This window comes from Faecalicatena contorta (assembly GCF_022835095.1).
GTDB lineage: Bacteria > Bacillota > Clostridia > Lachnospirales > Lachnospiraceae > Faecalicatena > Faecalicatena contorta.
Map to the genome: position 1 here is coordinate 1,829,053 of NZ_BQNQ01000001.1, position 14,431 is coordinate 1,843,483.

13 protein-coding genes are annotated in these 14,431 nt (G+C 47.5%); 10 read left to right on the plus strand and 3 right to left on the minus strand.

Annotated features, from left to right (window positions below; genetic code table 11):
• Positions 1 to 9 precede the first annotated feature (9 nt).
• From MWG26_RS08130 to MWG26_RS08140, 3 genes are all read right to left on the minus strand, one after another.
• Complete coding sequence (locus MWG26_RS08130) at positions 10 to 1,407, minus strand: sensor histidine kinase (RefSeq protein WP_025655513.1); 1,398 nt, start codon at positions 1,405 to 1,407, stop codon at positions 10 to 12.
• Positions 1,404 to 2,114: a response regulator transcription factor gene (locus MWG26_RS08135; RefSeq protein ID WP_025655514.1), complete on the minus strand. Its 711-nt coding sequence runs from the start codon at positions 2,112 to 2,114 to the stop codon at positions 1,404 to 1,406. The genes MWG26_RS08130 and MWG26_RS08135 overlap by 4 nt, the downstream gene beginning before the upstream one ends.
• 204 nt (positions 2,115 to 2,318) lie before the next feature.
• Positions 2,319 to 3,737, minus strand: coding sequence for a DUF4474 domain-containing protein (locus MWG26_RS08140; RefSeq protein ID WP_243002525.1), 1,419 nt, complete (start codon positions 3,735 to 3,737; stop codon positions 2,319 to 2,321).
• Between the two features lie 289 nt (positions 3,738 to 4,026).
• On the opposite strand from MWG26_RS08140, the gene MWG26_RS08145 reads away from it, so the two are divergent.
• The 10 genes from MWG26_RS08145 (at position 4,027) to MWG26_RS08190 (ending at position 13,978) form a co-directional block, all read left to right on the plus strand.
• A complete protein-coding gene (locus MWG26_RS08145) occupies positions 4,027 to 5,253 on the plus strand; it encodes an ABC transporter substrate-binding protein (RefSeq protein ID WP_117440945.1) in 1,227 nt (408 codons plus the stop codon).
• A gap of 173 nt (positions 5,254 to 5,426) precedes the next feature.
• Complete coding sequence (locus MWG26_RS08150; RefSeq protein ID WP_025655517.1) at positions 5,427 to 6,305, plus strand: branched-chain amino acid ABC transporter permease; 879 nt, start codon at positions 5,427 to 5,429, stop codon at positions 6,303 to 6,305.
• Positions 6,306 to 6,314: 9 nt separating this feature from the next.
• The gene (locus tag MWG26_RS08155; protein WP_025655518.1) at positions 6,315 to 7,388 is read left to right on the plus strand and encodes a branched-chain amino acid ABC transporter permease; all 1,074 of its coding nucleotides are present in this window, start codon (positions 6,315 to 6,317) and stop codon (positions 7,386 to 7,388) included.
• Between the two features lies 1 nt (position 7,389).
• Positions 7,390 to 8,148, plus strand: coding sequence for an ABC transporter ATP-binding protein (locus tag MWG26_RS08160; protein ID WP_025655519.1), 759 nt, complete (start codon positions 7,390 to 7,392; stop codon positions 8,146 to 8,148).
• 18 nt (positions 8,149 to 8,166) lie between these two features.
• Positions 8,167 to 8,871 carry an ABC transporter ATP-binding protein gene (locus MWG26_RS08165; RefSeq protein ID WP_330587739.1) on the plus strand — a complete coding sequence of 235 codons (705 nt, stop codon included), beginning with the start codon at positions 8,167 to 8,169 and terminating at the stop codon, positions 8,869 to 8,871.
• A 14-nt stretch (positions 8,872 to 8,885) separates the two neighbouring features.
• Positions 8,886 to 9,530: a cytidylate kinase-like family protein gene (locus tag MWG26_RS08170; protein ID WP_025655521.1), complete on the plus strand. Its 645-nt coding sequence runs from the start codon at positions 8,886 to 8,888 to the stop codon at positions 9,528 to 9,530.
• A 966-nt stretch (positions 9,531 to 10,496) separates the two neighbouring features.
• Positions 10,497 to 11,162: a response regulator transcription factor gene (locus MWG26_RS08175; RefSeq protein WP_025655522.1), complete on the plus strand. Its 666-nt coding sequence runs from the start codon at positions 10,497 to 10,499 to the stop codon at positions 11,160 to 11,162.
• Between the two features lie 90 nt (positions 11,163 to 11,252).
• Positions 11,253 to 12,167, plus strand: a complete 915-nt coding sequence (locus tag MWG26_RS08180; protein WP_025655523.1) for an ABC transporter ATP-binding protein — start codon at positions 11,253 to 11,255, stop codon at positions 12,165 to 12,167.
• Positions 12,160 to 12,993, plus strand: a complete 834-nt coding sequence (locus tag MWG26_RS08185) for an ABC transporter permease (RefSeq protein WP_025655524.1) — start codon at positions 12,160 to 12,162, stop codon at positions 12,991 to 12,993. Before MWG26_RS08180 ends, MWG26_RS08185 begins: the two co-directional genes overlap by 8 nt.
• A gap of 76 nt (positions 12,994 to 13,069) precedes the next feature.
• Positions 13,070 to 13,978 (plus strand): sensor histidine kinase, encoded by a 909-nt coding sequence (locus tag MWG26_RS08190; protein WP_025655525.1) that lies wholly within the window; start codon positions 13,070 to 13,072, stop codon positions 13,976 to 13,978.
• Positions 13,979 to 14,431 lie beyond the last annotated feature (453 nt).

A 14,431-nucleotide genomic window follows, 5' to 3' on the forward strand; every position in this document is an offset into this window, starting at 1 on the left:
GCCGGCATTTCAGGAGAGAAATGCCGGTAATTTTATTCTGGCGAGAAAGCCGCCGTATTTGCTGTGTCCTAGTTCCAGTGAGCCGCCGTGGGCCATGGCAATCTGTTTAACGATCATGAGCCCCAGACCATGCCGCTGTCCGTCTGTCCTGCTGTCACAGATCATATAGTGCGGAACCGTGTTTAACTCCTCCAGCTGTTCATCAGTGACTCCCACACCGTTATCCTCGACCGTGATACTGCATGTTTCGTCCTCATAGGATACACTTAAATGCAGTGTACAGCCCTGGGGATTGTGTGTCTGGGTATTGACTAGCAGGTTAGATACGGCACGTCGGATGAGATCTTTATCTGTAATGGACATGCACATACTAAGGGATTCGTCTGTCTCCCAATCTATGGGGTATCTGTTTTCCAGATCCATATTCAGCGCATCAACCACTGTCTGACGGATGATAGGAATGATATCGTTTAGTTCTGTGTGCAGAGGCTGCATATTGTATTCCAGCTTCGACGCGAGGTTCAGGTCGTTGATCAAATGTTTCATGCGGATACTCTGCTCTCGTATGACGGAAGCCTTACTGCGCATACTCTCAGGAACCATAGGAGATTCTTCCAGTTGTCCTGCATATCCCATAATCATAGAAAGCGGCGTGCGGATGTCATGGGAAACACCGGCGATCCAGTTTGCCCTTGCCTGTTCCTGTCTTCGCAGCGCTGTTTCCTGCATCCGCAGCTTTTCCGAGGTACGGTTGACTGCCCGGGCTATTTCCGAAAACAGACCGGATTCCCTGACAAATACATGCTGCCCGCCGGGGAGTTCTTTGATGCCTTCTATGATCGGTTTTATTGTGCCCAGAAGGCGGGTGGTCACCGCCATATAGATCAGAAACATCAAAAGAAAATTCATGCAGATAAAAAGCAGCGCTGTTTTGGGAAAATCGGCAATCAGCTGATAGTCATAGGTATTGTGTACCAGTTTCCAAAAGCGGTCTTTGGGAAAGCCTACAACAAGGAGGCCGTCCGGATGGCTGCTTGTTGCAGTGGGATAATCCCTGAGATAAGCCCTGGACAGATAGGCAATGTCGGCAACGCTGTAGGAAGAAGGAATTTCCTTCGGGAGGAAATCACTGTGCCAGGTAATCTGCAGGGTCTGCCCATCGATGAGGACTGCCCAGGCGTTATCTGTCTTCAGCTGCGCTGCCGCACTGGCGTCCAGGACATATGGGCCGTCTGACTGTTTCGTTAAACCCGCGGATATCGTGTCGGCTGTCGCCCATCCTCCCTGGCTTTTTAACTGGCGTCCGGCTGTGAAAATCAAGAGGGCCAGGTTCAAAAATAGAAGAAGAAAGACGGACAGAATTAAGATTCCAAAAAATCGTCGGATCAGTTTTGGGATGCTGTTCATGCCTGATCCTCCTCAATAATCAGTTTGTAGCCCAGACCCTTTACTGTGATCAGGGATTCAGGGCAGGACGGTACCTTTTCTATCTTCTCGCGTAGCCTGCGGATGTGGGCCATCAGAGAATTTTCATAACCATAGGGGTTGTTGCCCCAGAGGGCCTCACAGAGCAGATCAGTAGTGACGATCCTGCCGGCATTGCGTGAGAGTGCGGACAGGAGTTCGAATTCTTTAGCTGTCAGCGACAAAGTGCCGTCTTCGCGTATGACTTCCGCCCGTTCAAAATCAACGGTACAGTAGGCAAGCCGCAGAAGAGGCGTTTCATGCTTATAGCTTCTGCGCAGAATGGCGCCCAGCCGCAGGGTCAGTTCCCTGGGCAGAAATGGTTTTACTATATAATCGTCGGCGCCAAGCCCCAGCCCGCGGAATCTATCTTCATCTTCTCCGCGCGCGGTCAGAAACAGCACAGGAAAATCCGAGAACCGGCGTATCTCTTTGAAGAGTGTATATCCGTCTCCGTCCGGCAGCATGACATCTAGTACGGCCAGCTCCGGTTTCCAGGTGCGGCAGAGCTCCAGGGCGTCTTTTTGCGTGGAAGCAGTACGGATCCGCCGGTAGCCGTCGTCCTGCAGAATGGAGCGGAGCATTTCCAGCAGATCGTCCTCGTCATCGACCAGAAGGATTTTTTTCCCTTTTAAATAATCCAGTGACATGAACAGTCCCCCTTTTTATATATCTGTTATTATTATAGCATGGAGAATTTCTGAATTTCCTTTTCTGTCATAAATGTAAGGTAAATGTAAGATTTAAAAATATAGATGAAACAAGAACAGGGGATCAGCAATTCCAGACTGCTGATCCCCTGTTGTTTTATTCTTTGCTTATTGCGTTCCTGTTAATCAATGCCGGAAATACTTCTAATCTCTGAATTCATCTTCCTGTCCATCGTAAAATAATTCATAATCTGAACTGCAGAATTCTGATTCATCAGATTGTCCGGAATGGTACATAGAATCTTCCGTCTCATAAGTGTCCCTGCTTACCGGGTAATTTTTGCTTTGAAATCTGCCTTCCTGACTTGGAACCGCTGCATTCTGCCTGGGCGGGCAGAGCCTTGGCGAACACGGACGACAGGATCTCGGAGTACATGACCGGCAGTTATTTGGCTGACACGGCTGACAGGATCCTGGCTGATAGGGCGGGCAAGGCCTCGGAGGCTCAGGCCGGCAAGGTCTCGGAGGCTCAGGCCGGCAAGGTCTCGGAGGCTCAGGCGGGCAAGGCCTCGGAGGCTCAGGCGGGCAAGGCCTCGGAGGCTCAGGCGGGCAAGGTCTCGGAGGTACCGGCGGGCAAGGTCTCGGAGGTTCAGGCGGGCATGGTTTTGGAGGTATTGGTGGAGTCGGTTCCGGCTTCAGGCCGTGGATGAGATCAATCAGCCATTTAAATGCCTCATAAAATCCACGTGCATAGAGAGAATGCAGGAAGAATTCATATACTTCAGGCATTGCCGTTTTTAGATATTCCAGTTTATCCAGTGTGAATTTGTACTTATGTGTTGCAAGTTCATATAGTGCACAATTATTTTTATTTGTCAATTGTACGGCGGTTTCCTGTGCCGCGTTTCTGGTAAGCGACTGTGGAGTATGCGGTTTGTCATAATGAACCAGAACCGTCAGTCTTTTCACGGAGTACTCTTTTTTCGTATACCCGATCTTTCGGAGGGCGCTTACAAAGTTATCGCGCATTTCAGCATCCGGAAAGGTAATTTTTGCATCCATTGTCAGTGTGTCTGTCTCGGAAAACTCGCCCAGCTTAAACCCTGTCAGCCACCAGTGGACCGCACTTCGTTTGATTAGTACTTTTCGGTTTTTCCTAAGTATAAAGGCCAGTGGGATCAGTTCGGCGTCGCTGACAGCCTCATAGAAGGTTCCTTTGAATTTTTCGTGGTCAATGTCTTCTTTTATCGTATTGTAAACCCCGATTTCGCCTCCGGTGGTAATGCCGTACTGACCTTTCCAAAGTTCGATCAGCCAGCGTTTCCCGCCATAAGAAAATGTGACAGGCTCGCAGTCCATGATCATGTTAAAAAGCGGGGAACCCTCATCATAAGCCTCACAATACCCCATCTCTCTCTGCCAGCAGTTCATCAGGGAGTAAAAATAATCCCCCTTTATATCATAGGCAAACCCGGTTTCCTTTAAATCCGCGTTTACATTAGCCGCTAGCAAAGCCTTATCCGAAGTAGGACTAAACTTGTGTGTACGCACCTTCCAGACGATGACAAATATCACAACCAGGAGGAGCAGAACAGCGCCAATTATAATTAATATGGTCAACATGGATAGAATCCTTTCAATATAGTTACTTTATTTTATTCCGTAAAAAGTAAACAGTACCGGATTTTACGTGAAAGTTGCGAAATTAGAAGCAGAGCGGCAGTATAAATCAGATTTTTTATAGCAGTCGGATAAAGTTAGTGTCTGATAATTACCTGCGATTCATATTGTTAAAAGGACCTTTGAAATATTTTTTTATATCAGTCAGAAGCTTGTCTTTCAGGTAAGAAAGTCTATTGACAAAACAGAATTTCGAAGGTATCATAAATAAAACAAAAGGGAGGAATTTTTTATGAAAAAAGGAAAAGCAATTTTAAGCATTCTTTTGGCAGGCATGATGGTGCTTGGAGCAGCAGGATGCGGAGGCAAAGAAAAGAGTGCCGATGACAGTGCCAAAGACAGTACCTCAAAGAGCTCTGCAGAGAGCACGGATTCAGGTTCTTCTGACGGCGATACCTTCAAGATTGGAGGCATCGGACCAACCACAGGCGGAGTGGCTGTTTACGGACAGGCAGTGAAAAACGCAGCAGAGCTGGCAGTCGCTGAGATTAATGAGGCAGGCGGCATCAATGGCAAGCAGATTGAACTGAACTTCCAGGATGATGAGCACGATGCGGAAAAGGCTGTTAATGCTTATAACACACTGAAAGACTGGGGGATGCAGGCGCTGCTTGGGACTGTAACATCCACGCCGTGTGTTGCAGTAGCCAATGAGGCATATGCAGACAACATGTTCTTACTAACACCATCCGGTTCAGCAGTAGAATGTGTACAGTACGACAACGCATTCCGCGTATGCTTCTCAGATCCTAACCAGGGGCTGGCATCCGCTAAATATATCGGAGAGAATAAGCTGGCGTCAAAGGTAGCTGTAATCTATGACAGCTCTGATGTATATTCATCCGGTATTTATGAAAAGTTTGCAGAAGAAGCAAAGAATCAGGATTTTGAGATTGTTGCAGCAGAAGCATTTACCGCCGACAACAACAAAGACTTCTCTACACAGATTCAGAAAGCCAAAGATGCGGGTGCGGAATTGGTATTCCTGCCAATCTACTATACCGAAGCATCTCTGATCCTTGACCAGGCTAAAAAATCTGGATTCGATACGAAATTCTTCGGCTGCGACGGCCTGGATGGAATTCTTGCCGTTGAGAACTTTGATACATCACTCGCGGAAGGCGTAATGCTTCTTACACCATTTGCAGCAGATGCAGAGGATGAGGCAACACAGAAATTTGTTTCTGCATACAAAGAAAAATACGGCGACATCCCGAACCAGTTTGCAGCAGACGCTTATGATGGAATGTATGCGCTGAAGGCTGCATTTGAAGCGGAGAATGTGACTCCGGACATGAGCGCTTCTGACATCTGCGAGGCGGCTAAAAAAGGCATGACAGCAATCAAGATTGAAGGTTTGACCGGCGGAGAAGAAGGAATTACATGGACAGCTGACGGAGAACCGAACAAGTCTCCAAAAGCAGTTGTCATCACAGACGGTGCATATAAAGCGATGTAATAGCAGAGCTAAAGCAAGTAATAACAGAAAAAAGGCAAAAGAGAGCGGAGAACTGCCGGCATGTGGTTCTTCGTTCTTTTTTACAGAGAAAACGGGATTGCATAAAAATATTGTCGGAATCGCCCGTATATGCTATACTTTTGTGAGAAAAAAGAATGAGAAAGAGGTGCCTTATGAGTTTTTTGTCGTATTTAATTAATGGCATAAGCCTTGGCAGTGTCTATGCGATCATAGCGCTGGGATATACCATGGTTTATGGTATTGCCAAGATGTTGAACTTCGCTCATGGTGATGTCATTATGATTGGCAGTTTTGTTGTGTTCATAACTACGAGCGCAACAGGGATGAATCCGCTGCTGGCAGTTTTACTGTCTGTTGTAATCTGTACCATACTTGGTATCGTGATTGAAAGACTGGCATACAAGCCGCTTAGAGGAGCTTCGCCGCTGGCCGTACTGATTACTGCGATTGGTGTCAGTTACTTTTTACAAAACATTGCGCTCCTTTTATTTGGTGCAAATCCGAAATCCTTCACATCTGTGGTGAAGGTTCCGGCGCTGAATCTGGCGGGCGGTAAGCTGATTATCTCAGGAGAGACGATTGTGACGATTGTAACATGTCTTGTAATTATGATTATCCTGACTATGTTTATGAAAACAAAACCAGGGCAGGCCATGCTGGCTGTATCCGAGGATAAAGGTGCAGCGCAGCTGATGGGGGTAAATGTCAACAAGACGATTTCCCTTACATTCGCGATCGGTTCCGGCCTGGCAGCAATTGCAGGCGTGCTCTTGTGTTCTGCATATCCATCCCTGACGCCTTATACAGGCTCCATGCCGGGTATTAAGGCGTTTGTAGCAGCGGTGTTTGGAGGAATCGGTTCTATCCCGGGCGCACTTCTCGGCGGTGTGATTCTTGGTGTGATCGAGATCCTTTCCAAGGCATATATCTCCTCACAGCTTTCGGATGCAATTGTTTTTGGTGTCCTGATTATTGTGCTGCTTGTGAAGCCTACCGGTATTCTGGGCAAGAAGATCAATGAGAAAGTGTAGGTGGGACAGATGAAAAAGAAGATGCTAAAGACTACAAAAAATAATTTTATTACATATGGCATAGTGATTCTGGCCTATATTATTGTGCAGATATTCGTATTATCGGGCAGCATGTCCAACCTGATGCAGGGGCTTTTAGTGCCGCTTTGCACTTATGTTATTCTTGCGCTCTCCCTGAATCTTACGGTGGGTGTGCTGGGGGAACTGAGTCTTGGACATGCGGGCTTCATGTGTATCGGTGCGTTTACCGGAGCCTTTTTTTCAAAGTGCACCTTTGGAACCATGCCGGACGGGCTTCGTTTTTTCCTGGCCATTCTGATTGGTGCGCTGGTGGCGGCAGTTTTCGGTATATTAATCGGAATTCCAGTTCTTCGCCTGCGCGGAGATTATCTGGCGATTGTGACGCTGGCATTTGGGGAAATTATTAAAAATGTGATGAATGTTTTATACGTTGGAAAAGATTCATCCGGATTCCATTTTTCATTGAAGGACCAGATGTCGCTCAACCTTGAAGCGGGCGGCGAAGTAATCATAAAAGGTGCGCAGGGAATCTCAGGAACACCGAAGAATTCTACATTTACAATCGGCGTGATTCTGGTTTTGATTACCTTGTTTATCATTCTTAATCTGATGAATTCCAGGGATGGACGTGCAGTTATGGCGATCCGCGATAACCGTATTGCTGCAGAATCTATCGGAATCAATATTACAAAATATAAATTAATGGCATTCGCAATCTCTGCCAGTCTTGCAGGTGTGGCGGGCGTCCTCTATGCACATAACCTTGCAACACTGACAGCGCTTCCGAAAAATTTTGGATACAATATGTCCATCATGATTCTGGTATTTGTGGTGCTCGGCGGAATTGGAAATATGCGCGGATCTATTATTGCGGCAGTCATTCTTACCCTTCTTCCGGAAGTGCTCCGCGGGCTCAATGATTACCGTATGCTGATCTATGCGGTCGTATTGATTGTTATGATGCTCTTTAACTGGAGCCCTAAGGCTCAGGACTGGAAGGCGCGCCATTCCCTGAAGAAGTTATTTGGCAGAAAAGACCATGCAGCGAAGGGAGGGAACTAAGATGGCTCTATTAGAAGTAAAGAATCTGGGTATCTCATTCGGAGGTCTCCGTGCGGTAGACGCTTTCGATGTCGCTGTCGAACCTGGCCAGCTCTATGGGCTGATTGGGCCGAACGGAGCGGGTAAGACAACCATTTTTAATTTGCTGACAGGTGTCTACCAACCGACGGAAGGCAAGATCCTCCTCGACGGCAAAGATATAACAGGGAAAAAAACCATCGACATTAACAGAGCCGGTGTGGCCCGGACCTTTCAGAATATCCGCCTTTTTTCAGCATTGACTGTCCGGGATAATGTAAAGGCAGGCCTCCACAATGGACATCGTTACAGTACCGTGGAGGGGATTCTGAGGCTTCCACGCTACCACAGGGTGGAAAAAGAGATGGACGAAAGAGCGATGGAATTATTAAAGGTCTTCGATCTTGATAAAGAGTCGGAATATCTTGCATCCAATCTTCCCTATGGAAAACAGCGGAAGCTGGAGATCGCAAGAGCTCTTGCAACGAATCCAAAGCTCCTGCTGCTGGACGAACCTGCGGCCGGCATGAACCCGAACGAGACGAATGAACTGATGGATACGATCAAGTTTGTACAAAAAGAATTCAAGATGACGATCCTTCTGATTGAGCATGATATGAAGCTGGTCAGCGGAATCTGTGAGAAGCTGACGGTACTGAACTTTGGACAGGTGCTTGCCCAGGGAGATACAAAAGAAGTGCTCAGTAATCCGGAAGTAATTACGGCTTACTTAGGCGAATAGGAGGGGATATAGTTGTCAATGTTGAAAATTACAGATTTGGAAGTATATTACGGGGTAATCCAGGCAATCAAAGGGATATCCTTCGAAGTAAAAGAAGGCGAGGTCATCGCGCTGATTGGGGCAAATGGTGCGGGGAAAACGACGATTCTCCACACAGTTACAGGGTTGATTGCACCAAAAGCCGGAAGAATAGAATTCGAGGGAACCGATATCACGAAGACACCTGCCCATAAGATTGTATCCATGGGAATGGCGCACGTACCGGAAGGAAGACGTGTGTTTGCGCAGCTTTCAGTATATGAGAACCTGAAGCTTGGAGCCTATACAAGATCAGATAAAACGGAGATAGAACAGACACTAGAGATGGTATATAAGCGTTTCCCGAGGCTGAAGGAGCGCAGGAACCAGGCGGCAGGAACCTTAAGTGGCGGCGAGCAGCAGATGCTTGCTATGGGGAGGGCGCTGATGAGCCATCCGAAAATCATTCTGATGGATGAACCTTCCATGGGACTTTCCCCCATCTTCGTAAATGAAATATTTGATATCATCAAAGAAGTAAGCGCCGGCGGCACAACCGTGCTGCTCGTGGAACAAAATGCAAAAAAGGCATTGGGAATTGCAGACAGAGCATATGTTCTTGAAACCGGGAATATAGTGCTTACAGGAGAAGCGAAAGCACTGATGAACGATGAGTCAATTAAGAAAGCTTATCTGGGTGAATAAGAGGGGGTGTACTTGTGGACAACATTATTATTACAATTCAGAGGCAGTTTGGAAGCGGTGGAAAGACGATTGGTGAAGATCTTGCCAGAGAACTTGGCATTCCATGCTATGGAAGAAACATCCTGCGAATGGCATCGGATGACAGCGGAATTAACGAAGCATTATTTAACGAGGCCGATGAAAAGATCCAGTCGGGCAAACTGTTCGGGATATCCAAGCATATCTATGACGGACAGTTGATTCCTCCGGGCCGGGACAACTTTGTTTCGACCGAGAACCTGTTTTACTATCAGGCAAAGATTATGAAGGAACTGGCGGAAAAAGAATCCTGTGTGATTATCGGGCGCTGCGCCGGGTTTGTGCTCCGTGATAATCCCAATGCAATCAGCGTTTTTGTACATGCGAACAAGCAATTCTGCCTGGACAGGGCAGGAGAGCGCGTTGCGCTGACCGGAAAAGAGCTGGAGCGGTATGTGGAAGAAATTGATAAATACCGGGGGAATTTTCATAGGTACTATACAGGTCTGGAATGGGATGATGCGAAGAATTATGACTTGAGTATCGACAGCGGTAAAGTCGGATTTGAAAAGACTGGGGAGATTATAAAGGAATATGTGAAGATCAGGTTTGGAAGACTGCCTTATGCGGGGGAACGGTAACGAGATACTTTTTTGGCGGATGGGACGCTCGAGGAAGGGAGAGCCGTGAGCCTTCAGAAGAATATACCTGTCCTTTCTATACGCGGACACGGACCTAAGAAATACCAGGCATGGTACAGCCGCGAAAATGGAGCACAGCTGACACATCGTGAGAAATCTGATGATTTCTCGCGCTGGGTCAGCTGATTTTTTGATTCGGGATCAAAAAATCTCTCCATTTTCACGGCTGTACCACGCCTGGTATTTCTAAGATCCGCTTTAGCGTATAGAAAGGACAGGCATATTCTTCTGAAGGCTCACAGCTCTCCCTTCCTCGAGCTGGTGCATCCGACGGGAAGTGAAACCCGTTTCCATGGAGGTTCCTTAGACGGGGCAGCGTATGGGAAGTGAATTGGTGGAACTTTTATTCCCAGTAAGTTTTTAAACATTTCCGATCCACTTGGACTAATATACCACCCGGGAATGTGCCATTTCCTGCCGGGCAGATGAACGATTATGTGCAGTCAGCCCACATCCGCTGCACCCGTAGAAGTCCCTCCGGATAATAATCTCTTAACTACCGTTCGGATGCGCCAGCTTAATGACAGGGATGCCGGGAAGGGGATGGGGCTATATATGCCGGTTCGAGCATGCTGGAGTGCGCCTACTGCTTCTTGGACAACCGGTGCCGGCCAGGCGGGGAAAAACTTGATTACCAAATCAAGTTTTTGCAGAACCCAGCGCGGGAAATCATCAGATTTCCCGTGATGTGTTCTGCGTACCCGCCTGGCCGGCACCGGTTGACCTAGAAGCAGTTGGCAGCACGGGTGCATTTCGAACCGGCATATATAGCCCCATCCCCTTCCCGGCATCCCTGTCATTAAGCGTCCCTCATCTATACGAGTAATCCCACAGTTGCTATTATCCCCCTTGTCCCCTATAATAGACTTCAGTGTATTAATTGTAACTAAGCGGGAGGTGGTTCTGATTAAGAATATTATGATTATAGATGACGATGTAAGTATCGGGAATATGCTGGAGGAGGCGCTGGCCAGGGAGGGGTTCAGGGTTTCCCGCGCGTATTCTGGGACAGAGGCGCTTCTTTATCTGGAGGCGAACAGGCCGGACCTGATCCTGTTGGATCTGATGCTGCCGGGGTTAAGCGGAGAGGAAGTGCTTCCTGAGATAAAGGGGATTCCTGTGATTGTGATCAGTGCGAAAGCGGAAGTCAGTGATAAGGTGGAGCTGCTGCTGGGCGGGGCAGCGGATTATGTTACGAAACCGTTTGATATACAGGAGCTGCTTGCACGAATTGAGGTTCAATTTCGCAACAGATCCTGTACAGAGGCCTCTTCTGTTCTTAAATGGGAGAAATTGTCCATGGATTTGTCCGCACATTCTGTCAGTGTGAATGAATGCGGAGTCCATCTGACGAAAACAGAGTTTGCGATTTTAAAGCTTCTTATGAAAAATCCTTCTCAGGTGATACCAAAGTCTGTGATACTGGACAGAATCAGTGAGGATACCCCCGACTGTGTGGAAAGCTCTCTAAAGGTTCATATCAGCAATCTGAGAAGGAAGCTGCGGGAAGCCGGGGGCAGGGATTATATTGAAGCCGTCTGGGGAATTGGTTTCAAACTGAAAGAAGAATAAAATCTTTACGATTTCTTTACTGCCTTCTTTACTGCTGTCTTAACCTTTATCAGTTAGAATGCCAGTATCAAATAAAAGGAGGCAAAATAAATGGAATATGTTCTGACAACCGATTCTTTAAGCAAACAATACGGACATTTTAAAGCATTGAATAATTTTTCCATACATGTTCCGAAAGGGGCAATCTATGGTTTTGTGGGTAAAAACGGCGCCGGTAAGACAACACTGATCCGGCTCATATGTGGCCTGCAGGAACCGACATCTGGGCAGTATACGCTCTATGGGGCCGGCGGCAGAGGCGCAGAGATTGCACAATCCCGCCGCAGAATGGGGGCAGTAGTGGAAACCCCCTCTATCTATCTGGATATGACTGCACAGGATAATCTGAAGGAGCAGTACCGCATCCTGGGTCTGCCGTCTTTTGATACGATACCGGAGCTTCTTAGGCTGGTGGGACTGGAAGATACCGGAAAGAAAAAGGCAAAGAACTTTTCCCTGGGGATGCGGCAGAGACTGGGAATCGCAATTGCACTGGCGGGGGATCCGGATTTTCTGGTATTGGATGAACCGGCTAATGGCCTGGATCCGCAGGGGATCATCGAGATGCGGGAGCTGATTCTAAAGCTGAACCGGGAGCGACAGATTACCGTTTTGATTTCCAGTCATATACTGGATGAACTGTCCCGTCTTGCCACGCATTATGGTTTTATAGACAGGGGACATATGATTAAGGAGATCAGTGCACAGGAACTGGAGGCTGCCTGTCGTAAGTGTGTGCGTGTGGAAGTGACAGACACGGGTGTGCTGTCAAAGGTGCTGGACCGGATGGAACTGGAGTATGAGATCTTGTCTGAGAGCCAGGCGGACATCTTTGCCAGTGTAAATGTAACCGCGCTGGTACTGGCGCTTGCAGAAATGAACTGTGAAGTGCTGTCCATGAATATCCGTGATGAAAGCCTGGAAAGCTATTACGTCAGTCTTGTAGGAGGTGGCAGCTATGAGTAAACTTTTGTCTGCGGACTTTGCGAGACTCAAAAAAGACAAGGTGTTCTGGATCGGTATGATATTTATGTTTGTGTTGGGAATTTTAAGTCCTGTTATGAACTATATAGATATGAATCGGGGAGGGTACGAAATTCCCCTAGAGAGTTCATTTTTTGTGTATGCGATCTACATCGGGATTCTGCTGTCAGCATTCTGCAGCCTGTTCGTGGGCACTGAATATAGTGATGGGACGATACGGAATAAAATTGTGATCGGTCATGGCAGAATTCAGGTTTATTTTTCGCACTTTCTTATATGTGCAGCTGCTGGGCTGCTGATGTGTGCAGCCTATTTTCTGCCGGCAGGGATTATTGGAACCTGTTTGCTGGGATTTTTTCAGACGGATATTCAGGTGATTCTGGGATTGATTTTGTGCAGTGTTATTATGTCGCTGGCCTTTACTGCTATTTTCACAATGGTTGCTATGCTGAACCAGAACAAAGCGCTTGTGGCGGTGATCAATATGCTGGGGGTATTTATTCTGCTCTTTGGGGCCATATATATCCGGGCAAAGCTCTATGAACCAAAAGTATATGAGGGTTACGTATATAAGGACGAAAGCGGGGAAATCGTGGAGGTCGAAGAGGAGCCTAATCCCAATTACCTCAGCGGCAAAAAGCGGGAAGTGTATACATTTCTCTATGATTTTATACCTACATGCCAATCCCTCCAGATAACGGGGATAGAGGCGGTAAGCCCATGGAAGCTGGCCGGGTATTCTGCAGCAATCACCATTGTGGCAACAGGGGCCGGCCTGTTTTTCTTCCGGAAAAAGGATATAAAGTGAGTACTCCCGGCAATTCAGTCTCAAAAACAGGTGCAAAAGAGTGTCCGGGAATGCTCAAAGGAAAGGAGGATATGTCATGCTCTGGCTCAGTATTTTATGTGCAGTTCTTGGAATCACAGTTGTCGTATTGCTGGTCAAAATCGCTCTGCTTCACCGGGCGGCCGATGAAATACACTCTCAATTTGTTAAGAAGCTGGAGAATGACACGAACACCCTGATCCTCCTTTCTACCCGTGATCGCTATATGTGCAGGCTTGCCGAAGAGATCAACGTACAGCTCCGGGAACTCCGTGCACAGCGCCGCCGTTTTCAGCAGGGGGATTTTGAACTGAAGGAGGCGGTTACGAATATCTCTCACGATCTTCGTACCCCTCTGACTGCAATCTGCGGCTACCTGGATCTGCTGGAACAGGAAGAAATATCAGAGACAGCCGGCAGATACCTGACGGTCATAAAAGAGCGTTCCGATACGTTAAAACAGCTCACTGAGGAACTTTTCCGCTACTCTGTGATCACATCAGTACACAGGGACGCCAATGAGGAAGATATCATATTAAATCACGTTCTGGAAGAAAGTATATCTGCATATTATGCCGCTCTGAAAAACAGCCGGATTGAACCGCAGATCTCCATACCGGAAGAAAAAATCAGGCGCAGGCTGGACAAAAAATCAGTATCCCGGATTTTCAGCAATATTATAAACAATGCGGTAAAATACAGCGATGGCGACCTTCATATCACGCTGCGGGAAGATGGTGAGATAATCTTTTCCAATCATGCATCCCGGCTCAATGAGATCCAGGTCGGGAGAATGTTCGACCGCTTCTACACGGTCGAGGCAGCAGATAAGTCAACGGGGCTGGGCCTTTCCATTGCAAAAATATTGACAGAACAGATGCATGGGAAAATCAGCGCGCGTTACAACAACGGCGTGCTAAGTATCCATGTTCGCTTTGAAGAATTGGAAATTAGTTACGAGAATTAGCGACGAGCTTTAGCCTCGGCGCGGATTGGGCCCCCTAATAACCAAAATGCCGGGAAGTGTGCCCTTAAAAGCTTTCTGGGGATAAAAAATGCCTCCGATCCAATACCTTAAGCTGCCCCCGTCTAAGGCTCCATCTTAGGAACGAGTCTTTTCCTGCCGGCCGGATGCGCCAGCTCCATGAAGGGATAGCCGAAGGCCCCTAGAAGAACATACCTGTAATGAAAAATCGCTTAAGCGGAACTTAGTAATTCTTGGCGGGAACCGGCCATGAAAATGGAGAGCTTCATTGATTCCGAATCAATGAAGCTGCTGACCCAGCGCGAGAAATCATCAGATTTCACGTGATGTGTCAGCAGTGCTCCATTTCCATGGCCGGTTCCCGACTAGAATTACTTAGGTCCGTGTCCGCGATTTTTCATAACAGGTATGTTCTTCCGGGGGCCTTCGGCTATC

What these genes read in the sequence shown, in the direction of transcription:
- MWG26_RS08185 (WP_025655524.1), top strand. Translation starts at nt 12,160, where the DNA reads ATGAGTAAACTTTTGTCTGCGGACTTTGCGAGACTCAAAAAAGACAAG.
- MWG26_RS08155 (WP_025655518.1), top strand. Translation starts at nt 6,315, where the DNA reads ATGAAAAAGAAGATGCTAAAGACTACAAAAAATAATTTTATTACATAT.
- MWG26_RS08140 (WP_243002525.1), bottom strand. Translation starts at nt 3,737, where the DNA reads ATGTTGACCATATTAATTATAATTGGCGCTGTTCTGCTCCTCCTGGTT.
- MWG26_RS08190 (WP_025655525.1), top strand. Translation starts at nt 13,070, where the DNA reads ATGCTCTGGCTCAGTATTTTATGTGCAGTTCTTGGAATCACAGTTGTC.
- MWG26_RS08165 (WP_330587739.1), top strand. Translation starts at nt 8,167, where the DNA reads ATGTTGAAAATTACAGATTTGGAAGTATATTACGGGGTAATCCAGGCA.
- MWG26_RS08150 (WP_025655517.1), top strand. Translation starts at nt 5,427, where the DNA reads ATGAGTTTTTTGTCGTATTTAATTAATGGCATAAGCCTTGGCAGTGTC.
- MWG26_RS08180 (WP_025655523.1), top strand. Translation starts at nt 11,253, where the DNA reads ATGGAATATGTTCTGACAACCGATTCTTTAAGCAAACAATACGGACAT.
- MWG26_RS08135 (WP_025655514.1), bottom strand. Translation starts at nt 2,114, where the DNA reads ATGTCACTGGATTATTTAAAAGGGAAAAAAATCCTTCTGGTCGATGAC.
- MWG26_RS08130 (WP_025655513.1), bottom strand. Translation starts at nt 1,407, where the DNA reads ATGAACAGCATCCCAAAACTGATCCGACGATTTTTTGGAATCTTAATT.
- MWG26_RS08145 (WP_117440945.1), top strand. Translation starts at nt 4,027, where the DNA reads ATGAAAAAAGGAAAAGCAATTTTAAGCATTCTTTTGGCAGGCATGATG.
- MWG26_RS08160 (WP_025655519.1), top strand. Translation starts at nt 7,390, where the DNA reads ATGGCTCTATTAGAAGTAAAGAATCTGGGTATCTCATTCGGAGGTCTC.